This is a genomic window from Caballeronia sp. INML2 (genome assembly GCF_023631365.1).
Classification (GTDB): Bacteria; Pseudomonadota; Gammaproteobacteria; order Burkholderiales; family Burkholderiaceae; genus Caballeronia; species Caballeronia turbans.
Map to the genome: position 1 here is coordinate 55,644 of NZ_JALQDH010000022.1, position 24,968 is coordinate 80,611.

19 protein-coding genes are annotated in these 24,968 nt (G+C 65.2%); 11 read left to right on the top strand and 8 right to left on the bottom strand.

Annotated elements, in window-relative coordinates:
• Window positions 1-8 precede the first annotated feature (8 nt).
• The 4 genes from NCT32_RS07945 (at window position 9) to NCT32_RS07960 (ending at window position 9,666) form a co-directional block, all read left to right on the top strand.
• The gene (locus NCT32_RS07945) at window positions 9-6,044 is read left to right on the top strand and encodes an Ig-like domain-containing alpha-2-macroglobulin family protein (RefSeq protein ID WP_061120370.1); all 6,036 of its coding nucleotides are present in this window, start codon (window positions 9-11) and stop codon (window positions 6,042-6,044) included.
• Window positions 6,045-6,048: 4 nt separating this feature from the next.
• Window positions 6,049-8,259 carry a penicillin-binding protein 1C gene (gene pbpC, locus NCT32_RS07950; protein WP_061120371.1) on the top strand — a complete coding sequence of 737 codons (2,211 nt, stop codon included), beginning with the start codon at window positions 6,049-6,051 and terminating at the stop codon, window positions 8,257-8,259.
• Window positions 8,260-8,466: 207 nt separating this feature from the next.
• Window positions 8,467-9,051, top strand: coding sequence for a helix-hairpin-helix domain-containing protein (locus NCT32_RS07955; protein WP_061120372.1), 585 nt, complete (start codon window positions 8,467-8,469; stop codon window positions 9,049-9,051).
• A gap of 153 nt (window positions 9,052-9,204) precedes the next feature.
• Complete coding sequence (locus NCT32_RS07960; protein WP_061120373.1) at window positions 9,205-9,666, top strand: YidB family protein; 462 nt, start codon at window positions 9,205-9,207, stop codon at window positions 9,664-9,666.
• A 169-nt stretch (window positions 9,667-9,835) separates the two neighbouring features.
• On the opposite strand, the gene clpB is transcribed toward NCT32_RS07960, so the two are convergent.
• Window positions 9,836-12,433 (bottom strand): ATP-dependent chaperone ClpB, encoded by a 2,598-nt coding sequence (gene clpB, locus NCT32_RS07965; protein WP_250476718.1) that lies wholly within the window; start codon window positions 12,431-12,433, stop codon window positions 9,836-9,838.
• Between the two features lie 179 nt (window positions 12,434-12,612).
• The gene (locus NCT32_RS07970) at window positions 12,613-13,110 is read right to left on the bottom strand and encodes an Rrf2 family transcriptional regulator (RefSeq protein ID WP_061120375.1); all 498 of its coding nucleotides are present in this window, start codon (window positions 13,108-13,110) and stop codon (window positions 12,613-12,615) included.
• 301 nt (window positions 13,111-13,411) lie between these two features.
• On the opposite strand from NCT32_RS07970, the gene NCT32_RS07975 reads away from it, so the two are divergent.
• Entirely contained in the window at window positions 13,412-13,954 is a 543-nt protein-coding gene (locus NCT32_RS07975) for a group III truncated hemoglobin (RefSeq protein WP_061120376.1), read from the top strand.
• 6 nt (window positions 13,955-13,960) lie between these two features.
• Here NCT32_RS07975 and moaE read toward each other — a convergent pair whose 3' ends face one another.
• From moaE to glp, 3 genes are read right to left on the bottom strand one after another with little or no spacing between them, the layout of a single operon-like run.
• On the bottom strand, window positions 13,961-14,434 hold the full coding sequence (moaE, locus tag NCT32_RS07980; protein WP_061120377.1) for a molybdopterin synthase catalytic subunit MoaE: 474 nt from the start codon (window positions 14,432-14,434) through the stop codon (window positions 13,961-13,963).
• A 1-nt stretch (window position 14,435) separates the two neighbouring features.
• Window positions 14,436-14,693, bottom strand: coding sequence for a molybdopterin converting factor subunit 1 (gene moaD, locus NCT32_RS07985; protein ID WP_061120378.1), 258 nt, complete (start codon window positions 14,691-14,693; stop codon window positions 14,436-14,438).
• Complete coding sequence (gene glp / locus NCT32_RS07990) at window positions 14,690-15,913, bottom strand: gephyrin-like molybdotransferase Glp (RefSeq protein ID WP_409219272.1); 1,224 nt, start codon at window positions 15,911-15,913, stop codon at window positions 14,690-14,692. The genes moaD and glp overlap by 4 nt, the downstream gene beginning before the upstream one ends.
• A 244-nt stretch (window positions 15,914-16,157) precedes the next feature.
• Here glp and NCT32_RS07995 point away from each other — a divergent pair, with 244 nt between their 5' ends.
• The 6 genes from NCT32_RS07995 (at window position 16,158) to NCT32_RS08020 (ending at window position 21,237) form a co-directional block, all read left to right on the top strand.
• Window positions 16,158-16,703 (top strand): NUDIX hydrolase, encoded by a 546-nt coding sequence (locus NCT32_RS07995; protein WP_035501055.1) that lies wholly within the window; start codon window positions 16,158-16,160, stop codon window positions 16,701-16,703.
• A 44-nt stretch (window positions 16,704-16,747) separates the two neighbouring features.
• On the top strand, window positions 16,748-17,479 hold the full coding sequence (aat, locus tag NCT32_RS08000) for a leucyl/phenylalanyl-tRNA--protein transferase (RefSeq protein ID WP_061120380.1): 732 nt from the start codon (window positions 16,748-16,750) through the stop codon (window positions 17,477-17,479).
• Window positions 17,480-17,594: 115 nt separating this feature from the next.
• Window positions 17,595-18,422: an arginyltransferase gene (locus NCT32_RS08005; protein WP_061120381.1), complete on the top strand. Its 828-nt coding sequence runs from the start codon at window positions 17,595-17,597 to the stop codon at window positions 18,420-18,422.
• Window positions 18,423-18,516: 94 nt separating this feature from the next.
• Window positions 18,517-19,539 carry a quinone-dependent dihydroorotate dehydrogenase gene (locus tag NCT32_RS08010; protein ID WP_061120382.1) on the top strand — a complete coding sequence of 341 codons (1,023 nt, stop codon included), beginning with the start codon at window positions 18,517-18,519 and terminating at the stop codon, window positions 19,537-19,539.
• A 113-nt stretch (window positions 19,540-19,652) separates the two neighbouring features.
• Window positions 19,653-20,453: a transporter substrate-binding domain-containing protein gene (locus NCT32_RS08015; RefSeq protein ID WP_250490082.1), complete on the top strand. Its 801-nt coding sequence runs from the start codon at window positions 19,653-19,655 to the stop codon at window positions 20,451-20,453.
• A 124-nt stretch (window positions 20,454-20,577) separates the two neighbouring features.
• Window positions 20,578-21,237 carry an amino acid ABC transporter permease gene (locus NCT32_RS08020; RefSeq protein ID WP_061120384.1) on the top strand — a complete coding sequence of 220 codons (660 nt, stop codon included), beginning with the start codon at window positions 20,578-20,580 and terminating at the stop codon, window positions 21,235-21,237.
• Window positions 21,238-21,281: 44 nt separating this feature from the next.
• On the opposite strand, the gene NCT32_RS08025 is transcribed toward NCT32_RS08020, so the two are convergent.
• The 3 genes from NCT32_RS08025 to NCT32_RS08035 form a co-directional block, all read right to left on the bottom strand.
• Window positions 21,282-22,286, bottom strand: coding sequence for a Gfo/Idh/MocA family protein (locus NCT32_RS08025; protein WP_061120385.1), 1,005 nt, complete (start codon window positions 22,284-22,286; stop codon window positions 21,282-21,284).
• A 143-nt stretch (window positions 22,287-22,429) separates the two neighbouring features.
• Window positions 22,430-23,182 carry a FadR/GntR family transcriptional regulator gene (locus NCT32_RS08030; RefSeq protein ID WP_061120386.1) on the bottom strand — a complete coding sequence of 251 codons (753 nt, stop codon included), beginning with the start codon at window positions 23,180-23,182 and terminating at the stop codon, window positions 22,430-22,432.
• Window positions 23,183-23,653: 471 nt separating this feature from the next.
• On the bottom strand, window positions 23,654-24,805 hold the full coding sequence (locus NCT32_RS08035; protein ID WP_061120387.1) for a glycosyltransferase family 4 protein: 1,152 nt from the start codon (window positions 24,803-24,805) through the stop codon (window positions 23,654-23,656).
• Window positions 24,806-24,968 lie beyond the last annotated feature (163 nt).

Sequence of the window (24,968 nt, forward strand, 5' to 3'; positions counted from 1 at the left end):
GCGAGCGGATGAGCCGCATTACAACGTCACAAAAAAAATGGATTCTCGCCGCGACCACGCTGATCGCCGCGCTGGGACTGGGCGCCGCGTTTCATCGCGCCGATGCGGCGCGCATCGCGAGCGTGTCGCCGCAAGGCAAGGTCGCGCAAGTGCGGCAGGTCGTCGCCAAATTCGACGAACCGATGGTCGCGTTCGGCAATACAGCAGCGCCAGCGCCCGGCAAGCTCACCTGTAGCGGCGCAAGCGCGTCGGCCACGGCGGGCTCGCAGCGCTGGATCGACGCCAAGACCTGGGCCTTCGACTTCGAGCACGATCTTCCGCCCGGCGTGCATTGCGCGCTCGATCTCGCGGACGGCCTCAAGTCGGTGGCCGGCAACGCGCTTTCCGGCCCGCGCCGCTTCGCGTTCCAGACGGGCGGACCGTTCGTCACGCGCGTCATGCCGAGCTACGGCGACATCGAAGAAAATCAGGCTTTCGTGCTGCGCCTGAACGGACCCGCGACGCAGGCATCCGTGCTCGAGCATGTCTGGTGCGAATCGAACGCGCTCGGCAACCGGATTCCGGTGCGCCCGGTCGATGACGCCACCCGCGCCGCCCTGCTCGAACATTTCCGGCTGGATAAGGAAAGAGATCGCGTGCTCACGCTCGCGTGCCAGCAAACGTTGCCGTCGGCGACCAAGATGCAGCTCGTGTACGGTGCGGGCGTGACGGGTCCGGGCGGTATCGCCAACGACGTCGAAAAGCGCTTCGACTTCACCGTGCGCGAGCCCTTCACGGCGAGCTTCTCGTGCGAGCGCGAGAACGCACAAGCGCCGTGCACACCGCTTCGCCCGCTGCGGCTGAATTTCAGCGCGCCGATCAGCCGCGCCGACGCACAGAAGTTCGTGCTGCATGGGCCCAAGGGCAACGCCTCGCCCAGGTTCGATGCGACCGACAAGGACGCGGAATTGAGCGCCGTCGAGTTCGCCGCGCCGCTGCCCGAACGCGCCGATCTCACCATCGAGGTCCGCGCGAATCTGAAGGACGTGAGCGGCCGCACGCTCGCGAACGCCGATCTCTTTCCGCTCAAGACCACGACCGCCGCGATGCCGCCGCTCGCGAAGTTCTCGTCGGGCACGTTCGGCATCATCGAGCGATTTGCCGAACCGGGCATGCCCGCGATGCTGCCGGTCACGTTGCGCCACGTCGAAGCGGACTTGCATGTGCAAGGGCTCAATTCGGGCACGTCGCACATCACGAAGCTCAAACTCGACGCCGACACCGACATCCGCCGATGGATGCGCGCCGTCGACCTGTTCGACGGCATGTCGATGTCACGCTCGACGATCGAGGAGCGCATGCCGGCGATGCTGAACAACGGCATCGAGCCGGTCATCATCCCCAATAGCGACGGCTCGTCGTCCAGAGATCCGCAAATCGATATCCGTTCGCTGTCGATGCTGGCGAAACAACGCGGCGTCGAAACGCTCACGCTGCCCGCTGCCGATCCGAAAGCGCCGCGGCCGTTCGAAGTCGTCGGCATTCCGCTCACGAAACCCGGTTTCTATGTCGTCGAAATGGGCTCGCCCGCGCTCGGCGCGTCGCTGCTCGGCAAGAGTCAGGCGATGTACGTGCGCACGTCGGTGCTCGTCACCAATCTCGGCGTGCATTTCAAGCAGGGACGCGAGAACAGCCTCGTGTGGGTGACGACGCTCGACAAAGGCAAGCCCGTCGCCAACGCCGATATTCGCGTGACCGACTGCAACGGTGACGAAATCGCCACCGCAAAGACCGATGCACAGGGCCTCGCGAAGATCGGCAAGCCGCTTGCCGCCACACGGGAATGCAACGAGCACAGCCTCGCATGGGGCGGCTTTTTCGTGTCGGCGCGCGTGAACGATCCCGTCACCGGTCCGGACATGGCCTTCGTAACGTCGGACTGGAATCGCGGCATCGAATCGTGGCGCTTCAACGTGCCGACGGACATGAGCGCGACGCGCACGACCCGCGCGCATACCGTGTTCGACCGGACGCTCCTGCGCGCGGGCGAAACCGTGTCGATGAAGCATCTGCTGCGCGTCGCGACACTCCACGGTTTCGCCTTTGCATCGAGCTATCCGAGCCGCGTGACGATCCGGCACGTCGGCAGCGGACAGAGCTGGCATCTGCCGCTCAAATGGGCCGCGGACCATAGTGCCGACTCGACCTTCACCGTGCCCGTCGCGGCCAAGCTCGGCGAATACAGCGTGACGCTCGACAACGGCGCGACGTCCGAGAATGACGACAACGACAACGACAACGACAACGACAACGACAACGCCAACGCCAACGCCAACGCCGTCACGCAGTCGTACGAATCGGGCAGCTTCCGCGTCGAGGAATTCCGCCTGCCGGTGTTCAAAGGCTCGATCAGCGCGGGTGACGGCAAGTCGCCCGGGCTCGTCGCGGCGCCGGAAGCGGCGGTCGCGGTGCGGCTCGAATATGTGCAGGGCGGACCGGCGTCGAATCTGCCGGTGCAGGTGTCGGCGCTCGTGCGCGATACGGCGCCGCCCTTCGCTTCGCAGTACGAGGCGTTCAGCTTCGCGCCATATCGGAAACCGGCGAACGATGGCGCCAGCGCGCCCGCCGAGGACGAAGACAGCGAGCAGCAGGACAACGCGACGACGAAGCTCATCGCGGACAAGCTGCGTGTCACGCTCGATCGGGACGGCGTCGGCAAGGTCACGGTAAAGCCGCTGCCGGCGGTCGAATCGCCGAAGCGTCTCGCGCTCGAAGCGAGCTTCGCCGATCCGAACGGCGAGATTCAGACGATCAGCGGCGGCACCCTGCTCTGGCCGGCCGCGGTGGCCGTCGGCGTGAAGGCGGGGCATTGGGTGTCGGTCGGCGGCACGCTGCCCGTGCAGGCGCTCGCGCTCGATTTGCAGGGCAAGCCGCGCGCGGGCGTATCGGTCGATATCAAGGCCGTCGCGCGCGTGATGTCGAGCTCGCGCAAGCGCATGGTGGGCGGCTTCTACGCGTACGACAATCACACCGAGAGCAAGGATCTCGGCACGCTGTGCAGCGGCAAGAGCGACGACCACGGCATCGTCTCGTGCGAGGCGAAGCTCAAGGAACCGGGCAACGTCGATCTGATCGCGCTCGCCAAGGACGGCGACGGCCACACGGCGAACGCGAGCACATCAGTATGGGTCACGCGCGAGGACGAGTTGTGGTTCGGCGGCGAGAACACCGACCGCATCGACGTGTTGCCGGAGAAAACGAGCTACGAGCCGGGCGAGACCGCACGCTTTCAGGTGCGCATGCCCTTCCGCTCGGCGACGGCGCTCGTCGCGGTCGAACGTGAAGGCATCATGGAGACGCGGGTCGTCGAACTGAACGGCAAGGATCCGACCGTCGAGCTGAAGGTCGGGAATGCGTGGGGGCCGAATGTCTACGTGTCGGTGCTCGCGTTGCGCGGGCGTATCCGCGAAGTGCCGTGGTATTCGTTCTTCACGTGGGGATGGAAGGCGCCGGTCGAATGGGCGCGCGCGTTCTGGCACGAGGGCCGGCAGTATCAGGCGCCGACGCCGCTCGTCGATCTGTCGAAGCCCGCGTTCCGTTACGGGCTCGCGTCGATCAGGGTGGGCACGGCGCCGCACAGGCTCGCGGTGAGCGTGAACCCGGACGCGACGTCGTACACCGTTCGGAGCAAGGCGCACGTGAAGGTGAAAGTCGCGCTGCCCGATGGCAAGCCCGCGCCCGCCGGCACGCAGATCGCCGTTGCGGCCGTCGACGAAGCGTTGCTCGAACTGATGCCGAACCGAAGCTGGGACGTGCTCGAAGCGATGCTGCAGCAGCGCGCGTATGGCGTCGAGACGGCGACCGCGCAAATGGAGATCATCGGACGGCGTCACTTCGGGCGCAAAGCGGTGCCTGCGGGCGGCGGAGGCGGACACAGCGCGACGCGCGAGTTGTTCGACACGCTCTTGCTGTGGAATCCGCGCGTCACGCTCGACGCCAAGGGCGAAGCCAGCGTCGATGTCCCGCTGAACGACGCGCTCACCCGCTTTCGGATCGTCGCGATCGCTGCGGTCGGCGCGGGGCAGTTCGGCACCGGTAGCGCTTCGATTCAAAGCGCGCAGGATCTGCAACTGATCTCGGGATTGCCGCCGCTCGTGCGCGTCGGCGATGCGTTTCGCGCGCAGTTCACGCTGCGCAACACGACGGCGCGAACGATGCGCGTCGTCGTCACGCCGCGCGCCGGCACGCTCGCGCTCGACGCGCGCACGGTGCAGCTCGCGCCGGAATCGTCGCAGGAAGTGGTCTGGGATGTGACGACGCCCGATGTGCCCGGCGCGGAATCGTCCGCGAGTCTTGCCTGGGAGGTGAGCGCCGCCGAACAGGCCGGCCCGCGCGCAAGCGATGCCGTAAAAGTGGCGCAAAAAGTCGTCGCGGCGGTTCCGGTCACCGTGCAGCAGGCGACCATCGCGCAAGTCGACGGCACGTTCACGCTGCCCGTCGCGCCGCCCGCCGATGCGAGCAAGTCGAGCGACGGCGCCGTGCGCGGCGGCATCGCGGTGTCCCTGCAGCCGAAGCTCGCCGATGGCCTGCCCGGTGTGCGCCGCTGGTTCGAGCGCTATCCGTACAACTGCCTCGAGCAGCAGACCTCGCGCGCGCTCGGCCTGATGGACGCCGCGCAATGGCAGGCCGTACTCGCGAAGATGCCGTCGTATCTGGACCGCGACGGCCTCGCGAACTACTTCCCGCCCGCCGACGACGAGCGCCCGACCGGCAGCCCCGCTCTCACCGCGTATCTGCTCGCCGTCACCGATGAAGCCGCGAAGCAGGACGGCCGCTTCGCCTTGCCCGCCGATCTGCGCAACCGGATGGCGGCGGGCCTCGCGAATGTCGTCGACGGCAAGATCGATCGCAAGTTCTGGGCGCCGCGCAACGATCTCGACTTCGAGAAGCTCGCGGCCATCGAGGCTTTGTCGCGCTATGGCCTCGCGCAGGCGCGCATGCTCGACTCGATCACGGTCGCGCCGGATCAGTGGCCGACATCGGCGGTGCTCGATTACTACGCGATCCTGTCGCACGTCGACGGCATTCCGAATCGCGAGGAAAAGCGCGCGCAGGCCGAGCAGATCATCCGTGCGCGCCTGACGTATCAGGGCACGCGCCTCACCTTCTCCACCGAGCGCGACGACGATCTCTGGTGGCTCATGAGCGGCACCGAGACGAACGCCGCGCACGCGGCGCTCATTTTCGCGGACGCGCCCGGATGGAAGGACGAGATGCCGCGCGTCGTCGCGGGCTTGCTCGCACTGCAGAAGAACGGCGCGTGGCAGACGACGACCGCCAATCTGTGGGGCGCGCTCGCGGTCGGCAAATTCTCGCGGCTCTTCGAAAGCACGCCGGTGACGGGTCATACGTCGATTCAACTCGGCGCCTCGACGCAAAGCGTGAACTGGAGCGCGCCGCCTTCGAGCGCGCCCGCATCGGCGACGTCCGTCACAAAGACCGCCAGCGTGCGCAGCGTAATGCTGCCGTGGAGCAGCGCTTCGCTCACGCTGACGCAGGAGGGCACCGGCAAGCCGTGGGCGACGATCGAAAGTCTCGCGGCCGTCGCGTTGAAGGCGCCACTCGCGGCGGGCTATCGCATCGCGAAGACCGTGACGCCGGTCGATCCGGCGGTGAAGGGCGTGCTCTCGCGCGGCGACATCGTGCGTGTGCATCTCGACATCGACGCGCAGAGCGACATGACCTGGGTCGTCGTCAACGATCCGATTCCCGCGGGCGCGACGATTCTCGGCTCCGGCCTCGGACGCGACTCCGAAGCGGCGACCCAGGGCGAGAAACAGGATCGCGGCGCGTGGCCTGCGTTCGTCGAACGCAGCTTCGATGGTTACCGCGCGTACTACGGCTATCTGCCCAAAGGCAAGCTGACCGTCGAATACACCATGCGGCTTAACAATCCCGGCACCTTCGGCTTGCCGCCCACGCGCGTCGAAGCGCTTTACGCCCCCTCGTCGTTCGGCGCGTTGCCGAATGCGCCGGTGGTGGTAAAGCCGCTTGCCGCAAAGTGATGTCATGAAACGCGCCGCCGGCTTCGTCACCGCGTGCGTTCTTTCGGCGGCGGCGCACGCGTCGCCGGGCTTCGACGACGTGCGCGCGAACTGGCGCAGTTCCGACTGGGTCCTGCTCGCCCGCGACGGCGAGCCGCTTGCCCGCACGCGCATCGACAAAAGCGCGCGGCGCGGCGACTGGGTCGCGCTCTCGAATGTATCGCCGGCATTGCGAGAAGCGATCGTCGTATCGGAGGACAAGCGCTTCTACGAACACGCGGGCGTCGACTGGCGCGGCGCGGCGGCAGCCGCGTGGGGCAATCTGTGGAACACGCGCACGCGCGGCGCATCGACGGTGACGATGCAGCTCACCGGACTCATCGAAGCCGATAAATCGGCCGGCCGGCGCTCGATCGGCGAAAAGGCCGGGCAGACGATCGGCGCGCTTTGGCTCGAACGAACCTGGCGCAAGGATCAGATTCTCGAGGCGTATCTGAATCTCGTGCCGTTCCGCGGCGAGATCGTCGGGTTGTCGGCGTTGTCGCAGACACTTTTCGGCAAGGCGCCGTCCGGGCTCGACGAACGCGAGGCCGCGCTCGCCGCTGCACTCGTGCGCGCGCCGAACGCCCCGTATGCGAAAGTCGCCGCGCGCAGTTGCGTGATCCTGCGCGATATGCACGCGCTGCACGGCGTCGCCCGAAGCGTCGATCCATGCGTCAATCTCGACAGCTACGTTCAGCTCACGCTCACGCGCACGGCCGCCGCGCCCGCCTATGCGTCAGGCGACGACGCCCTCGCGCCGCATCTCGCGCGACGTGTCGCGAGCGAGGTGCATCCGGCGGCGGGCGCACGCGTGCGCTCCACGCTCGATTCACGCCTGCAACGCTTCGCCCGCGACACGCTCGCGCGAACGCTCGCCGAACTGAACGCGCGCGCGCATCCGCGCAACGTGCACGACGCGGCGGCCATCGTGATCGACAACCGTTCGGGCGACGTGCTCGCGTGGGTCGGCTCGGCAGGCGGTTTGTCGAACGCGCCGGAGGTCGATGCCGTACTCGCCCCGCGTCAGGCGGGCTCGACGCTCAAGCCCTTCCTCTATGCGCAGGCATTCGACGAGAAGCGCCTCACCGCCGCCACGCTGCTCGACGACGCGCCACTCGATCTCGCGACCGGCGGCGGCCTCTACATACCGCAAAACTATGATCACGATTTCAAAGGCTGGGTGAGCGTGCGTACGGCCCTCGGCTCTTCGCTGAACGTGCCGGCGGTGCGCACGCTCGTGATGGTCACGCCGCATCGATTCGCGAAGACGCTGGTCGCGCTCGGCATTCCCTTGTCGCGGGCGGGCGACTACTACGGCTTCAGCCTCGCGCTCGGCAGCGCCGACGTCACATTGGCGTCGCTCGCCAACGCCTATCGCGCGCTCGCCAACGGCGGCATCGCTCGCCCCATCTTCGATCTCGCCGAACATCGGCCGACATCTGCCGCAAACCGCGTCTTCAGTCCCGAGGCGAGCTTCATCGTCACCGACATCCTCGCCGACAACAACGCGCGCACGCGCACCTTCGGCTTCGACAGCGTGCTCGCGACACGCACCTTCAGTGCCGTCAAAACGGGCACGAGCAAGGACATGCGCGACAACTGGGCGGTCGGTTTCACTTCGCGATACACCGTGGGTGTGTGGGTCGGGAACGCGGACGGCGCACCGATGTGGGACGTATCCGGTGTGACGGGCGCGGCGCCGGCGTGGAACGCCATCGTCAACTATCTGAACCGGCGATCGGATAGCCGTCCGCCGCCAGCGCCGCCGGGCGTCGTACAGACGCGCGTCACGTATCAGAACGAGATCGAACCCGCGCGCAGTGAATGGTTCGTGCGCGGCACGCAGATGAGCGCCATCGGCCTCACGGCGAATGCGTCGCAGACCGCACGCGGCACGAATGCCGATGCACGGGCGGCACGCATAGGTGCGCCCACGGACGGCACGATCTTCGCGCTCGACCCGGACATTCCGCCCGCGCGCCAGCGCGTGTTGTTCGAGCGCGCGGACAGCGGCGCGCGCCTTGCGTGGCGGCTCGACGGAAAGCCCTACGGCCACGACGCCCGCGCCGCATGGCTGCCGTGGCCGGGCCGTCACGTGCTCGAACTCATCGATGCAAAAGGCGAAATCGTCGACAAGGTCGGTTTCGAGGTTCGCGGCGCCTTCGCGAAAACGGCCTCGGCCGCGTCGAAGTGATGAAGGTCGGCAGACACCGCGACGTCATCCATCCGGCATTTTGCAACGTTAAAGATTGTGCGGAAAGCGCGGTGCGCGCGGCGGGGTCGTGCACAATGCGAACCGTTATCGTTGCGGGACCGGGTTTTTGCCCTATCCTTAACGGCATCTTTCCGACTGGCCCGAACTTATCGATTCATCCTTTCTCTCTCAAGCTGGAGTGCCGTCATGCTGAAAAAGCTGCTGATGCTGTGCATAGCGTTGATGCTGTCGATGGGTGCGGCGTTCGCCGCGGTCGATGTCAATACCGCCGACCAAGCCGCGCTGGAAGCGGTGAAAGGGCTGGGGCCGGTGAAGTCGAAGGCGATCATCGACGAGCGCACGAAAAACGGCCCGTTCAAGGACGCCGACGATCTCGCGACCCGCGTCAAGGGGCTCGGCACCAAGTCGGTGGCGACGCTGGAGCAGAACGGCCTGACAATTGGCGGCTCGTCGCTGCCGCCTACGGGCAAGACCCCGAAGCCCGCGACCACGTCGACGCAAGGCGGCAGCGCCGCGCCGAACTCGACGGTGAAGTCATCGGCGGCGGCCACCGGCGCGACGTCGCCGGCGGCCACTACGGCGCAGACCCCGGCTACGGCACCTGCCGCGCCGGCATCCGGCACGAAGGCGTCGAAGAAATCGAAGAAGGAAAGCGCGGCTGCAGAAACGGCGAGCGCTTCGGGCCCGTCCGCCGCGAGCGACGCGAAGCCCGCCAAATCGAAGCGCAGCAAGAAAGACAAGGCCGCCAGCGCCGCGGCTGCCAGTCAGTGATTCTTCGGGGAACCATGTCGAAGGAAAGTTGCCTTCGTATGACCATCGTTGAACGGCCGCTCGCGGCCGATGCCCGCGACGCCATGCCCGGTTCAAAGCCGGACGCGGCGGTGCGGGCGAACCCACCCCGCAACCTCTCGTAGTGAGACTGTCATGAGCCTACTCGATATCCTCGCCTCCTCCCTCGGCAATTCATCGCAACAACCAGGCGGCCAACAGGGCCAGTCCGGCCAGGCCGCGCTGATCGCAGCGGCGCTCGCATTCGTCAACAGCCAGCCGGGCGGCATCATGGGCCTGATCCAGCGCTTCCAGCAGCACGGCGCGGGCGATGTCGTCCAGTCGTGGATCGGCACCGGTGAGAACAAACCCATCAGCCCCGACACGCTCACCAACGTGCTCGGCCAAGACAATGTCGGCGCACTCGCGCAAAAGGCCGGCGTTTCGGGCGACCAACTCTCGGGCATGCTGGCGGCAGTGCTGCCGCATATCGTCGATCGCGCGACGCCCAATGGCGAAGTGCCGCCCGAAGGTCAGCTCGATCTGACCGGCGTGCTCGGCTCGCTCGGCGGCCTCGCCGGTCTCTTCGGCAAGAGCGAAGAGCCGAAGCAGGGTTAAGCGCGCTAATTCGGCTTGCATCGAAGGCCCCGCAGGCATCGCGCCGCGCGGGGCTTTTGCTTTTCGCACAGCGCTTTCGAGCGAGCAAAAAAGAAAAAAGGGCAACGAATCGCTTCGTTGCCCTTTTGCATGAACGGCCGCCCCGCTTGCGGGACGGCCCCATGGCGCGTCAATGCACGACGCGATCGAACACGAACTCGCCTTCCCGCACATCGACCGGAATGACGTCCTTCGGCCCGAAACGCCCGGCGAGGATGAGCTTGGCGACCGGATTCTCGATCTCCTGCTGAATCGCACGCTTGAGCGGCCGCGCGCCGAACAGCGGGTCGTAACCGACCTTGCCGATCTGCCCGAGCGCCGCATCCGACACTTCGAGTTGCATGTCGAGCTTGGCGAGACGCTCACGCAGACGCTGCAGTTGAATCCTCGCGATCGACTCGATGTTCGTGCGGTCGAGCGCATGGAACACGACGACGTCGTCGATACGGTTCAGGAACTCCGGCCGGAAGTGCAGCTTCACTTCTTCCCAGACGGCATCCTTCACCTTCTCCTGCGGCTCGCCGACCATGCCCTGAATGACTTGCGAACCAAGGTTCGACGTCATCACGATCACCGTGTTCTTGAAGTCGACGGTGCGGCCCTGGCCATCGGTCATGCGGCCATCGTCGAGCACTTGCAGCAGCACGTTGAACACGTCCGGGTGCGCCTTCTCGATCTCGTCGAGCAGAATCACGCTGTACGGCTTGCGGCGCACGGCTTCGGTCAGATAACCGCCTTCCTCGTAGCCAACATATCCCGGCGGCGCGCCGATCAAACGGGCGACGCTGTGCTTCTCCATGAACTCGCTCATGTCGATGCGGATGAGATGATCCTCCGAATCGAAAAGGAAGGCCGCGAGCGCCTTGCACAACTCGGTCTTGCCGACGCCCGTCGGCCCGAGGAACAGGAACGAGCCATACGGGCGGTTCGGATCGGACAGACCCGCGCGCGAACGGCGAATCGCATCCGCCACCGCGCCGATTGCCTCGTCCTGGCCGATGACGCGCTCATGCAGCTTGCTCTCGATCTGCAGCAGCTTCTCGCGTTCGCCCTGCATCATGCGCGACACGGGAATGCCGGTGGAACGCGACACCACTTCCGCGATTTCCTCGGCCCCGACTTGCGTGCGCAAAAGACGCGGACGCGTCGGATTGTTCTGCTCCTGCGATTCGGCCTGCGTCACCTGCTTCAGGCGCGCTTCGAGCTCGGGCAGCTTGCCGTACTGCAACTCGGCGACTTTTTCGAGCTTGCCTTCGCGCTGCAAACGCGTGATGTCCGCACGCACCTTCTCGATTTCTTCCTTCAGCTGCGCGCTGCCCTGCACTGCCGCTTTCTCGGCAGTCCAGATTTCCTCGAGATCGGAATACTCGCGGTTCAGCCGGTCGATTTCCTCTTCGATCAGTTGCAGACGCTTCTGCGACGCCTCGTCCTTCTCCTTCTTCACGGCTTCGCGCTCGATCTTCAACTGAATGAGACGGCGGTCCAGCTTATCCATCTCTTCGGGCTTCGAATCGATTTCCATCTTGATGCGCGACGCGGCTTCGTCGATCAGATCGATGGCCTTGTCCGGCAAGAAGCGGTCCGTGATATAGCGATGCGACAGTTCCGCGGCCGCGACGATAGCGGGATCGGTGATTTCGACGCCGTGGTGCAACTCGTACCTTTCCTGCAAGCCGCGCAGGATCGCGATGGTCGCTTCCACCGACGGTTCATCGACGAGCACTTTCTGGAAGCGCCGCTCGAGCGCCGCATCCTTCTCGATGTACTTGCGATATTCGTCGAGGGTGGTTGCGCCGATGCAGTGCAGCTCGCCGCGCGAGAGCGCCGGCTTGAGCATGTTGCCCGCGTCCATCGCGCCTTCGGCCTTGCCCGCGCCGACCATCGTGTGAATTTCATCGATGAAGACGATCGTCTGGCCTTCGTCCTTCGCTATGTCGTGCAGCACGGCTTTCAGGCGCTCCTCGAACTCGCCGCGATACTTCGCGCCTGCGAGCAGCGCCGCCATATCGAGCGACAGCACGCGTTTGCCCTTGAGCGTTTCCGGCACTTCGCCGTTGACGATACGCTGCGCGAGCCCTTCGACGATCGCCGTCTTGCCGACGCCCGGCTCGCCGATCAGCACCGGATTGTTCTTCGTGCGACGTTGCAGGATCTGGATCGAGCGACGAATCTCGTCATCACGGCCGATCACCGGATCGAGCTTGCCCGCGCGAGCGCGCTCGGTCAGATCGACGGTGTATTTCTTGAGCGCCTCGCGCTGGCTTTCGGCGTCCTGGCTATTGACCTGCGCGCCGCCGCGCACGGCGTTGATCGCGGCTTCGAGCGCTTTTCTCGACAGACCGTGCTGCTTCGCCAGACGGCCCGCTTCGCCCCGGTCGTCGGCCACGGCGATCAGAAACATCTCGCTCGCGATGTAGGTGTCGTTGAGTTTCTGCGCTTCCTTGTCGGCGGCATTGAGCAGGCCCGCGAGTTCGCGGCTCACTTGCACGTTGCCGTCCGTGCCCTGAACTTGCGGCAGACGGTTGATCGCTTCGTTCAGCGAGGTCTGCAGCGCCTGAACCTGCACGCCAGCATGCGAGAGCAGCGAGCGCGCCGAGCCGTCCTGCTGCGCGATGAGCGCCGCGAGCAGGTGCACCGGTTCGATGTACTGGTTATCACGACCGACCGCCAGGCTCTGCGCGTCGGAGAGCGCTTCCTGAAATTTGGTGGTGAGTTTGTCGATTCTCATTTTTTGAAAGCTCCAATTCTGAATACGACCAAAATGAGGCGCTTTTTGTCACTTTCAAGCACGCTTTGGCGCAAAAAGTGCGTTTTTTGCTCTCCGACAATGACGGCGTGCACCGTCCACACGCTCAGGATTGACTGCGGCGTTCGAGCTTTGTTCAGCGCGTGACGCGTCCGCGCGCGTCAGGACGACGCGCGGACCGGCACTAAGGCGTCCGCCGGAAGCGGCGCAATGCTGACGATGCCGAGCAGCCGCGCGAGTTCGTTCGCCGGCTGCGCGAGCTCGCCGACCGTATGCTTGTCGAGTTCGGCGAGAAAGGCGTCGCGCGCCGCCGCGAGCACGCCGCGCAGGCGGCAGTTCGGCTGGATCACGCAGCGCGGACGGGTTGCATCTTCCTGATCCGCGAAGCAACCGACGAGCGCGAAATCACTCTCGGTCTTGCGCACGATGTCACCGATCGTGAGCTCGCGCGAGCGCGACGAAAGCCGCAGGCCGCCGTTGCGGCCGCGCACCGTCTCGACCCAGCCGAGCTCGCCGAGCTGCTGGACGATCTTCATCAAGTGATTCTTCGAGATGCCGTACGCATCCGAAATCTCCTGAATCGTCGAAAGGCCCGAAGGTCGAACGCAGAGATAAAGGAGAACGCGCAGCGAATAATCGGTGTAATCGGTGAGTCGCATGATTTCGCGCGAATAGAATTGGATGAAGGCACATCGGTGATTTGACGGACCGCGCGTCTCGTCAGAAACCCTCGCGCAAGAACGTCTCTTATCGTCGCTGTTGACGTGCTACCGGCGCAGCGAACCGAGACGCATAAGATACGGACGAACGTCCATGCGTTTCGGGCAACACTCGGGCAACATTCGGACAACTCACGGCACACGTATGCCGCCCGCGCACGGAAGCACCATTTTGCGTCATCTTGATATGCTTCGTCAGCAAAATATCTGATCTACTCTCTCTTTGTTTCGCAGATCGACGATGAACACCGAACACCCGGCCACCGACGCGCCACGTGAGCGCGAACCCAGCGAAGCCAACGTCCGCGCGTTGGTGGAAGCCTTTTATCGCCGCGTCGACGACGATCCCCTGCTCGGGCCGATCTTCTCGCGCGCGCTCACGGGACGTTGGGACGAGCATCTCGCCACAATGACGACTTTCTGGTCGAGCCTCGTGCTCGGGTCGAAACAGTATCGGGGAAATGTCCAGGAAGCCCATCGTCCGATCGACGATATCGAGCCGCGCCACTTCGCGCGCTGGCTGTCGCTGTTTCTGAACACGGTCGAGTCGCGCTACGAACCGGCCGCCGCCGTGCAGTTCATGGAACCGGCGCTGCGCATCGCGCAGAGTCTGCAACTCAGCAAGTTCGGCTGGGATTATCAGATTCCCGTCGAGCAGCAGGAATTGCTCGCGGCGCTCAAGCGCCAGCGCACGGGCGGCGCCCCCGAGCCGCGCTTTCCCGAGCGTCCGGGCGCGGAGCCGTTTCCGGCGAAATTCATCGGCACGGGCGCCGACGAAAAGTAACGCCAATCAGGACGGATAGTCCTGCCAGCGCGCGAGCGCCGCATCGTCGGATTCGCGCGCGTCGACCCAGCGTTCGCCCGCTTCGGTCTTTTCCTTCTTCCAGAACGGCGCTTGCGTCTTGAGATAGTCCATCACGAAAGCGCACGATTCGAACGCCTCTGCGCGATGCACCGCCGTCGTTGCGACGAGCACGATCTGATCGAGCGGCTTCAGCTTGCCCACGCGATGCACGATGAGCACGTCCGAGCCGCGCCAGCGCTCGCGCGCCTGATCGGCGATCGCTTCGAGCGACTTCTCCGTCATGCCAGGGTAATGCTCGAGCTCCATGGTTTCGACGGCGCTGCCCTCGTTCAGATCGCGCACCGTGCCGACGAAACACGCGACCGCACCGACCTTCGGATTGTCGGCACGCAGCGCGGCGACTTCCGCGCTGATGTCGAAATCGGCTTCCTGCACGCGGACTTTGGAACGCGTCGACATGTCAGCCACCCGTGACCGGCGGAAAAAACGCAACCTCACAGCCCTCGGTGATGCGCTGCGACGGATTCGTCATCACGTGATTGCACGCCATGCGCAACGCCCGGCCTTCGGCGAGCGCCTCTTCCCACACGCCGCCGCGCAGGCGCAGCCAGGCGCGCACATCGCCGACATTCACCACCGTGTCCGGCACGCTGACCGTCTCGTTCGCGACGCCCAGCGCCTCGCGCACGCTCGCGAAAAACCTCAGTTCGACTTTCATATCAGTTCTGAAAATGGGATGAAGCGCACGATCTCGCCAGCGCTGATCGCATGATTCGGCGGATTGTCGATGAGACCGTCGCCCCAGACGGTCGATGTCAGCACGGCCGAGCTCTGGTTCTCGAAGAGATCGAGCCCGCCCGACGCGTTCACGCGCGCGCGCAGGAATTCGTTGCGACGGTCGCCTTTTTTCTGACTGAAGTCGGCGCGCATCGAGTAGACGCGCGGCGTGACCTTCTGCACGCCCGCAAGACGCAGCAGGAAGGGCCGCACGAACAGCAGGAACGTGCAGAAACTGGACACCGGATTGCCCGGCAAGCCGATGAAGAACGCCTCGCTGCCTTCATCGCCGCGCCGCACCGCGCCGAAGGCGAGCGGCTTGCCGGGTTTCATCGCGATCTGCCACATCGAAATGCGCCCTTCGGCCTCCACCGCCGGCTTCACGTGATCTTCCTCGCCGACCGACACGCCGCCGCACGTCAGGATCAGATCGTGATCGGTCGCCGCACGCCGCAGCGTCTCGCGGGTCGCGTCCAGCCGATCCGGCACGATGCCGAGATCGGTCACCTCGCAGCCGAACTTCGCAAGGAGCGCTCGCAGCGTGAAGCGGTTGGAGTTGTAGATCGCGCCGGGTTCGAGCGGCTCGCCGGGCATGCGCAGTTCGTCGCCGGTGAAGAAGATCGCGACACGCACGCGGCGCACGACATCGAGCTCTGCGCAACCGACCGACGCCGCCAGCCCGAGCGCCTGCGGCGTGAGGCGCGTGCCCGCGGGCAGGATCACCGAATCGCGCCTGATATCCGCGCCTTGCTGCGTGATCCACTCGCCCGCTGCGGGCGTCTGCGCGAACGCGATGCGCCCGTCATCCGCAACACGCGCCATTTCCTGCATGACGACGGCATCCGCGCCGGGCGGCACCGTCGCGCCGGTGAAGATGCGCGCGGCCGTGCCCGCCGCGAGCGGCTTCCCCGCGTGGCCCGCCGGAATGCGCTGGGACACCGGCAGTGCGACGGGCGCGCCTTCGTTCGCGCCGGCGAGATCGGCGGCGCGGACCGCGTAGCCGTCCATCGAGCTCGTATGCATGGGCGGGACGTCGAGCGGCGAGGTCACATCGGCGGCGAGCACGCGGTTGAGCGCGTCGAGCGTGCCGACGCGCTCGCGGCCGTCCACCTGACGCGCGGCGTCGAGCAAACGGCCGAGCGCATCGGCGGTGGCGAGCATCGGAGGACGGTTGGAAGCGGGTGGCGTGGTTGACATGGAGTTTGCTTCAGGCGCGCGAGGCGCCCCGATCGTGAAAAGGGACACGGCAATTCTGGTCAACTATTGTAGCGAGAAGGCAGGCATCGCACCTTCGGCTTCAGGGAAGCCAGTCATGCGACGCGACTGATGCCGCAAACCGTTTGAGTGCCTCAAAGCCGCCGCGGTGCGGTGATACACTCGCAGCACATCTCCCACGTCCATTTCCATGAAATTCTGTTCCGTCTGCGGCCACGAGGTCGGCCTCGCCATTCCGCCCGGCGACAACCGTGAGCGCTTCGTCTGCAACAACTGCGGCACGGTTCACTATCAAAATCCGCGTAACGTCGTAGGCACCGTCCCGGTGTGGGACGACAAGGTGCTGCTGTGCCGCCGCGCGATCGAGCCCCGCTACGGCTACTGGACCTTGCCCGCCGGCTTCATGGAAATGCAGGAGACGACGAGCGAAGGCGCCGCGCGCGAAACGCTCGAGGAAGCGGGCGCGCGCGTCGAGATCCAGAGCCTTTTCACCTTGCTCAACGTGCCGCACGTGCATCAGGTGCATCTCTTCTATCTGGCGCGGCTGCTCGATATCGAAGTCGATCCCGGCGAGGAAAGCCTGGAGGTGAAGCTCTTCGAGGAAAGCGAGATTCCGTGGGACGAGATCGCGTTTCCGACGGTCGGCCAGACGCTGCGCTTTTTCTTCGCCGACCGCGCCGCCGGCAATTTCACGCTGCACACGGGCGACATTTTCCGCACGCTGCGCGACGGCTGATCGCATCGCTCGCTGACATCACAGAACGCCACTCACCCGAGAACATGGTTCCCTGGCTCGCCGACGACGATCCTTTTCCGCCCGTCGAGCGCGCGCTCGGCGCGGCGAGCGGCGCGCCGGGCCTGCTCGCCGCAAGCGCGGACCTTTTGCCGTCACGGCTCATCGATGCCTACGGTCGCGGCATTTTCCCGTGGTATTCGGACGGCCAGCCCGTGCTGTGGTGGAGCCCCGACCCTCGCATGGTGCTCTTTCCGGCCGAGTTCAAGGTATCTGATTCGCTGCGCAAGACCTTGAAGCGCGTCGTGCGCGATCCGGTCTGGGAAATCCGCGTCGACGACGATTTTTCCGCCGTGATGCGCGCCTGCGCCGACACGCCGCGCGACGGCCAGCGCGGCACCTGGATCACCACGGACATCGTGGATGCGTACACCACATTGCACCGCGCGGGTAGCGCGCACAGCATCGAAACGTGGCACGACGGCGTGCGCGTCGGCGGGCTTTACGGCGTGTCGTTCGGGCGCATGTTCTTCGGCGAATCGATGTTTGCGCACAAGACCGATGCGTCGAAAATCGCGCTTGCGGCGCTCGTCGGACACTTGCGCCGCAATCAAATTGAGATGATAGACTGCCAGCAGAACACGTCGCATCTGGCGTCGCTGGGCGGCCGTGAGATCGCACGCCGCGCATTCGTGGCGCATCTCCGGCGGGCCACGGCGGAACCGGCGATCGGCTGGCGCTTCGACAAATCCGTCCTTCTCGACGTGCTGGCACGCTGAACGCTGCGCGCGACGCCCCGAGCGACACACGAAATGCAGCCGCCGCGCGCGCCCGAAAAGTGGAATCTACGCGCCGGTCGGCAACGACGAGACGACGCCTGCGAGAGCCGCCAACGTGACACATCCGAACGAGCTACCGCTGTCACCGCTTTCCGCGCTGCAATTCTATGCAACAGCGCCCTACCCTTGCAGTTATCTGGAAGGGCGCGTCGCGCGCTCGCAGGTCGCGACGCCGAGCCATCTGATCAACTCCGACGTCTACACCGAACTCGTCAAGGCCGGTTTCCGGCGTTCAGGCGTCTTCACCTATCGCCCGTATTGCGACGGCTGCCGCGCCTGCGTGCCGGTGCGCGTGCCGGTCGCGCGTTTCGTGCCGAACCGCTCGCAGCGGCGCGTGTGGAAGCAGCACGGCAATCTGGTGGCGAGCGTCGCGCCGCTGCACTACGACGAAGAACACTACGCGCTCTACATGCGTTATCAGTCGGCGCGGCATGCGGGCGGCGGCATGGATCGCGACAGCCGCGACCAATACGAGCAGTTCCTGCTGCAGAGCCGGATCAATTCGCGTCTCGTCGAGTTCCGCGAACCCGCCGATCCTGCGCACGCGGACACGCCCGGCGTCCTGCGCATGATCAGCATGATCGACATCCTCGGCGACGGGTTGTCATCGGTGTACACGTTCTTCGAGCCGGACATGCCGAAGACGAGCTACGGCACGTTCAACATCCTCTGGCAGATCGAGCAGGCGAAGAGCCTCGACCTGCCGCACGTCTATCTCGGCTACTGGATTCGCGAAAGCGAGAAAATGGCCTACAAGGCGAATTTCCGGCCGCTGGAAGGTCTGATCGACGGACGCTGGACGCTCCTCGATCCCGCCAGCACGCAATCCGCCGGCACGCTGCCGATGCCTGGGCGCATCCACGGTCCGAGCCAGCCGAAATAGCCGCCGGAGCAACCCGCAGAGTGCGACCGGCCCGCCGTCCAAAGCCGCTAAAATAGCGGTCTTAAAAAAATCCGCCGTCGCCGGCTTTCATTTCGTGTTCAGTTCCCTCTACCCGATCGCGCGTTCGCATCTCTTCAAGATGGACGCGGAAGATGCTCATCACCTGACGCTGCGCATGCTCGGCGCCGCCGGCCGCACCGGGCTCGCCGGCATGCTCGCGAGACGCGGCCCCGATTCGCCCCGCACTGTCATGGGCATCACGTTCCGCAACCCGGTCGGCCTGGCTGCGGGCCTGGACAAGGACGGCGCGTGCATCGACGGGCTCGCCGCGCTCGGCTTCGGCTTCATCGAAGTGGGCACCGTGACGCCGCGCGCGCAGCCGGGCAATCCGCGTCCGCGCATCTTCCGGCTGCCGGAGGCGGACGCGCTCATCAACCGGATGGGCTTCAACAACCGCGGCGTCGATCAGTTCGTCGCCAACGTGAAGGCGGCGCACTATCGCGGCGTGCTGGGCCTCAACATCGGCAAGAACGCCGATACGCCGATCGAGCGCGCCGCCGAGGATTACCTTTACTGCCTCGAGCGCGTCTATCCGTTCGCGAGCTATGTGACGATCAACATTTCGTCGCCGAACACGAAGAATCTGCGGCAGCTGCAAGGCGCGGGCGAGCTCGATTCGCTGCTGGGCGCACTGAAGGAGAAGCAGGCGCGTCTTTCCGACCTGCACGGCAAGCTCGTGCCGCTCGCGCTCAAGATCGCGCCCGACCTCGACGACGAGCAGATCAGGTCGATCGCGGGCACACTGCTCGCTCACAAGATCGACGGCGTGATCGCCACGAACACGACGCTCTCGCGCACCGCCGTGACCGGCATGAAGCACGGCGACGAAGCGGGCGGCCTGTCGGGGCGGCCAGTCTTCGACGCATCCAACGAGGTGATCCGCAAGCTGCGCGCGGAAGTCGGCACGGAGGTGCCGATCATCGGCGTGGGCGGGATTTTCTCGGGCGAGGACGCGCGCGCGAAGCTCGCGGCGGGCGCGTCGCTCGTGCAGCTTTACACGGGGCTGATTTATCGCGGTCCGGCGCTTGTCCGCGAATGCGTCGACGCGCTCGCGTGAACGAGCCGATCCCGCATATAGACATGAACAAACGGTATTACGCGGCGATTGCATTCTCACTATGATCGCCGCATCCGAAAAAACGCTGTGCCCATCAAGAGGAAAACAACACAATGAAACTGTCCACGCTCAAGAAACTCGTCGCTGCCAGCCTGATCGGCGCGGCATTCACCGCCGTCACCACCGCGGCACACGCCGACGACCTGCTCGATCAGGTCAAGCAGCGCGGCACGCTGCGCGTCGGCCTGGAAGGCACCTTCCCGCCGTTCAACTCGAAAGCGCCGAACGGCGAGCTGGTCGGCTTCGATGTCGATATCGCCAAAGCCGTCGCCGCCAAGCTCGGCGTGAAGCCCGAGTTCGTCACGACCGAATGGAGCGGCATCATCGCGGGCCTGCAGGCAGGCAAGTTCGATGTGATCGTGAACCAGGTCGGCATCACCGACGCGCGCAAGCAGACGCTCGACTTCTCGCCGGCGTACACGTATTCGAACGCGCAATTGATCCAGCGTTCGGACGACAAGCGCGAGTTCAAGACGCTCGAAGAACTGAAGGGCAAGAAGCTCGGCGTCGGACTCGGCACGAACTACATGGACATGGCGAAGTCGGTGCCGGGCATCGACGTGAAGACCTATCCGGGCGCGCCCGAGTATCTGCGTGACCTCGCCGCCGGCCGTCTCGACGCGGCGCTCAACGACCGCCTGATGCTCGCGTATCTGCTGAAGAATTCGCAGTTGGCGCTGCGCACGGGCGCGAATGTCGGCGCGGGCAATCCGTCGGGCATTCCGTTCAAGAAGGGCAATCCGAAGTTCGCGAAGGCAATCGACGACGCGATGAACCAGCTCGAAGCGGACGGCACGTTCACGAAGATTTCGGACAAGTGGTTCGGCATCGACGTGACGAAGCCCGCGAAGTAAGTCTGCGCTTCTGGCGCTTCAGGGCGGCATCGTTCGACGGTGCCGCCCTTCGCTTTTTCCTCGCCGGTTATGATGTGCCGAATCTTCTGACTCGCCACGCCGGTTCTTTCACGTTCCCCCGTCCATGTCCACGACATCCCTGCTCGTTCAATCGGCGCCCGTGCTGGCGCAAGGCGCGCTGCTGACAATCAAGTTCGCGCTCTATTCGATGTTCTTCGGCCTCATCGCGGCCGTCGTGCTGGCGTTGATGGGCATCAGCCAGAATCGCGCGCTCGTCGCGATCGGTCGCTGCTATGTGAGCGTGATGCGCGGCACGCCGCTGCTCGTGCAGATTTTCGTCATCTACTATGGCCTGCCGAGCCTCGGCATCTCGCTCGAGCCCACACCCGCGGGCGTGATCGCGCTGTCGGCGAACGTCGCCGCGTATCTGTCGGAAAGCATGCGCGGCGCGATCCTCGGCATCCACACCGGACAGTGGCTCGCGGCCTATAGCCTCGGGTTGTCGCGCACGCAGACGCTGCGCTACGTGATCGGGCCGCAGGCGCTGCGCATCGCGGTGCCGAGCTTGTCGAACAGTCTCATCAGTCTGATCAAGGACACGTCGCTCGTCTCGGTCATCACCGTGACCGAGCTGTTGCGAAGCGCGCAGGAAGTGATCGCGGCGACCTATCAGCCGCTGCCGCTCTATCTCGCGGCGGCGTTCGTCTACTGGATTCTGTGCAGCGTGCTCGAATTCGTGCAGCGGATTTTCGAACGGCGTCTCGCGCTGCCGGGACGACACTGAGCGACATCGACGAAAAAGAGCCGCTGAAAAGCGGCTCTTTCGTATCAGTCGGTCTCGAAGGGAAAGCGCAGCTTCAGATCGCGCCGCGCGGCGTCGATGATCGCGATCATGCGCATCGACATCGCGTGCGGCATCACCGGGCTTTCCGTTTCGCCCGCGCGCAGCAACTCGCAAAAATGCGCGGTTTCGTAGTTGAGGCCGCCGCCCGTGAAAGGCTCGTCGAGTTCGATCTTGCGTCCGTCGGTGTACGCAATCGTCGCGCGCGCCGGATTCCACCAGTTTTCGTGAATCGTCACCGTGCCGAGCGTGCCGCCGATGAGCGCATCGCCGCGGCCTTGCAGATCGAGGCCGCAGAACAATTGCGCGATGCCGCGTTCGTGGCGCACGTTCAGGCTCGCGAACACGTCGACGCCGGAGGCGCCGAGGCGGCCGATAGTCTGCACGTCGAGCGCCTCGCCGAGCCAGTCGACCGCAAGAAACGCCTCGTAGATACCGATGTCGAGCAGCGCGCCGCCGCCCGCTTCGAGCGAGAACGACGGGTGATCGAGCGGCACGTGCGCGATCGAGCAACCCGCGCGCACGAGCCCGATTTCGCCGATGGAATCGTGCTCCAGATGCGCGCGCAGGCGGCGATACAGCGGATAAAACGGCGGCTTCATCGCTTCCATGAAGAGCAGCTTCGCCGCGCGCGCCGCGTCGATCATGCGCTGCAGATCGCGCGCGCTCACGGCGGCGGGCTTTTCGCACAGCACGGGTTTGCCCGCCGCGAAGGCGCGCAACGCGTATTCCGGGTGACTGTCCTGCAAGGTCGCGATGTAGAGCGCGTCGACATGGTCGAGCATCGCGTCGAATTCGTCGAACGCGCGTGCATCGAATGCGTCGGCCAATGCGCGCGCCGGTTCCGCGCGGCGCGACCAGACGGCCGCGAGGCGCGCGCCATCGACATGCGCGAGGCTTTCGGCGAAGCGCCGCGCGATGCGTCCCGCGCCGACGATGCCCCAGCGTATCGTTGCTGCGTTGATGTTCGTGTCGGTCAATCCTGCCTCCATGCGCCATGTTCGTCGTGCGACGCATTGTGCCTGATTGCATCGCATGTCGAATTCGCACGGCGCGCAGACGGCAAAAAGCCGGGACATGTCCCGGCTCCATGCTTGCGGCCCGATGGTCTCCTACGTCGCGCTATTTGAGGACGTCACACTCCCGCGGACGCATTCACATTCGGCGAGGCGGGCTGACTGTTCACCCGCTCCAGCGAGAACGCGCGGCCCACTTCTTCCGCGGCCAGATCGACGAGCGCGCGCGTCGCGGATTCGGCGGCGGCGGAATCCTTCGCCTCGATCGCCTCGACGACGCTCTTCTGCGCCGCGAGCGTCGCCTCACGCACGGACTCGATGCCGTCCACGATAGGATTGACCGTCACCAGCGCGCCGCGCACGATCGCCGTCATCTGGCGAAAGAACTGGTTGCCGCTCGCCGCGACGATGCGCGTGTGCAGCACCTCGTCGGCCGCCTGATACTCCGGCTCGCCGACCTGCAGGCGCGAGAGCGTGTCGAACGCGTCGCGGATGCCGGCGATCTCGTCCGGCGTCGCCCGTGCGGCGGCCAGCGCTGCCGCGCGCGGCTCGATCAGCATTCGGAATTCGATTACATCGCGCAAAAATGTCTGATCGGGCTTGGCGCGAAATCTCCAGCTCACCACGTCCTCGTCGATGAGACGCCAGTCGCTCATCGGACGAATACGTGTGCCCGTTTTCGGCCGCACGTCCAGCATGTGCCGCGCGAGCAGCATCGAGAGCGCCTCGCGCATGACGGTGCGGCTCACGTCGAACTCCTTCGAGAGGATGTCCTGCGGTGGCAGTATCGCGCCATATTTTTGCTCGACGATGCCGGAGACCAGTCCGTCCATGACCTTCGCCACCAGCGATCGCTCTTTGTTGTCATCCATCTCGCTTCTCCCCTTCTCGCCTGTTCCGTAGCCGTATGTATGAGCGCATCGCTTTCGCTTTCCCCGGGCTGCGAAAGGCACGACGAGTTCCCGACAGGCCCATTCGTCGTGCTAGATACGTTGCGTCTTCGTTGCTTCGAATGCCAGTTGGGAAACACCTGACAGGGTAATCCCTCTGACGTCGATATTTCGTCGATTCTTACCGCTTCGCGTGTATCCGCTGCACTCGCGCCGCGCGCGCGCAGGCATTCATCAGGGAAACTGAAGAATGGCGGCGTCGCAGCGCGGCGGGTGCGTTTTTCGGTCCCTTATGTCCTCGGACCGATCATGCACTCATTTGAGCAAGCATCTCGTAGGCGTTCTGTGCGAACGCGAACGGAAGGCCGCTGGCATGGGCCTTTTGTATGATCGGACGGTTTGAACGAAAGCACCGTGGCGCGGTGCGAGCGCGGCGATTCGTCAGCCCTATGCTTAAATCGCGCCATCCGTTGCTCGAGGCCTTCGCGCATCGAGCGCGAGCCGCTGGCGCTGCATCGCTTCGCGTTCCGTGAGCGTGTGCTGATAGACCGCCATGTAGTCGCTGCTTACTCTCTCGACCGAGAGCGGCTGCAGGTTTAGCCGCGCACGCGCCGCGAACTGGCCGCGCGCCTGCCCGTCGAGCAGGAGCCAGCGCAGTTTCGCCGCCGCCTGTTCGATATCGCCTGCGGGCACGAGCACGCCTGCCGCACCGTCGTCGAGCATTTCCGGAATGCCGCCCACGCGTGTCGCGACGATCGCGCAGCCCGCCTCGCGCGCCTCGGCGATCACGAGCGGCCCCGGATCCTGACGCGACAGGAGCGCGAAAATATCCGCGCTCGCGAAATAGGGCCGCGGATCGGCGACAAAGCCGGCGAAGTGCGTGATCTCCGCGATGCCGAGCTCTGCCGCGAGTGCTTCCATCGATGCTCGCTCGGGGCCATCGCCGACGAGATACAGATGCGGCTCGGCCATGAACTCCCGCTCGCTCTCCGACTGCTCGCGCACGAGCGCGAACGCTTGCAGCAGATCCGCGATGCCTTTCCTGCGATACATGCCCGCCACGCAGACGATGTTCGGATGCCTAAGGCGCAGCGGCTTCGCGGCGGGCCGGCACACGAGGCGCGGCGCGCCCACGGCGCCGTTGAGCACGATCGACATGCGCCCGGGATCGATGCCGCGCGCCTCCAGATCCAGCGCGAGCGCGCGGCTCACGGCGACCATGCGATCGCCCGCGCGCACGAGCGATGCGCTTTTCTGCAGTTCATGATGAACCGTCGTCACGAGCGCGAAACGGCGCCGCATGCTGGAAAAACGCGAGATGAGCGCACCGGTCATCATGTGCGCATGCACGATGTCGGGATCGAAACGATCGATGAGACGATTGAAGCCCGCGATCATTGACGGCACGCGCCAGGGCTGCCGCGATTGCTGCAGCGGAATATGCAGGATGCCGTGACGGCGCAGGAGCGGCTCGAACCCGCCGCCGGACGACGCGATCACGACATCCTGACCCATGCTCGCCTGCATGCAGGCGAGATCGACCATCATGTTGACGGTGCCGTTGCCGATCGTCTGCGCGTGATTGGCGAGATGGACTATTCGCATGAGATAGGCTGTTTTTGCGCTCGCCGGCGCTGGCCGGCTGCGTCGATCTTATTGTTTCGAGGACACGCTTGGTTATTGCGCCGCTATTTCGTCGCTATTGCGCCTTCCTTGCCTCGATGCCCGGATGGTCTACGCCTTCGATGCCGCCGACTGGTGCGTTCCT

Coding starts and splice junctions, on each gene's coding strand:
- NCT32_RS07945 (WP_061120370.1), top strand. CDS start 9: ATGAGCCGCATTACAACGTCACAAAAAAAATGGATTCTCGCCGCGACC.
- pbpC (WP_061120371.1), top strand. CDS start 6,049: ATGAAACGCGCCGCCGGCTTCGTCACCGCGTGCGTTCTTTCGGCGGCG.
- NCT32_RS07955 (WP_061120372.1), top strand. CDS start 8,467: ATGCTGAAAAAGCTGCTGATGCTGTGCATAGCGTTGATGCTGTCGATG.
- NCT32_RS07960 (WP_061120373.1), top strand. CDS start 9,205: ATGAGCCTACTCGATATCCTCGCCTCCTCCCTCGGCAATTCATCGCAA.
- clpB (WP_250476718.1), bottom strand. CDS start 12,433: ATGAGAATCGACAAACTCACCACCAAATTTCAGGAAGCGCTCTCCGAC.
- NCT32_RS07970 (WP_061120375.1), bottom strand. CDS start 13,110: ATGCGACTCACCGATTACACCGATTATTCGCTGCGCGTTCTCCTTTAT.
- NCT32_RS07975 (WP_061120376.1), top strand. CDS start 13,412: ATGAACACCGAACACCCGGCCACCGACGCGCCACGTGAGCGCGAACCC.
- moaE (WP_061120377.1), bottom strand. CDS start 14,434: ATGTCGACGCGTTCCAAAGTCCGCGTGCAGGAAGCCGATTTCGACATC.
- moaD (WP_061120378.1), bottom strand. CDS start 14,693: ATGAAAGTCGAACTGAGGTTTTTCGCGAGCGTGCGCGAGGCGCTGGGC.
- glp (WP_409219272.1), bottom strand. CDS start 15,913: ATGCTCGCCACCGCCGATGCGCTCGGCCGTTTGCTCGACGCCGCGCGT.
- NCT32_RS07995 (WP_035501055.1), top strand. CDS start 16,158: ATGAAATTCTGTTCCGTCTGCGGCCACGAGGTCGGCCTCGCCATTCCG.
- aat (WP_061120380.1), top strand. CDS start 16,748: ATGGTTCCCTGGCTCGCCGACGACGATCCTTTTCCGCCCGTCGAGCGC.
- NCT32_RS08015 (WP_250490082.1), top strand. CDS start 19,653: ATGAAACTGTCCACGCTCAAGAAACTCGTCGCTGCCAGCCTGATCGGC.
- NCT32_RS08020 (WP_061120384.1), top strand. CDS start 20,578: ATGTCCACGACATCCCTGCTCGTTCAATCGGCGCCCGTGCTGGCGCAA.
- NCT32_RS08025 (WP_061120385.1), bottom strand. CDS start 22,286: ATGGAGGCAGGATTGACCGACACGAACATCAACGCAGCAACGATACGC.
- NCT32_RS08030 (WP_061120386.1), bottom strand. CDS start 23,182: ATGGATGACAACAAAGAGCGATCGCTGGTGGCGAAGGTCATGGACGGA.
- NCT32_RS08035 (WP_061120387.1), bottom strand. CDS start 24,805: ATGCGAATAGTCCATCTCGCCAATCACGCGCAGACGATCGGCAACGGC.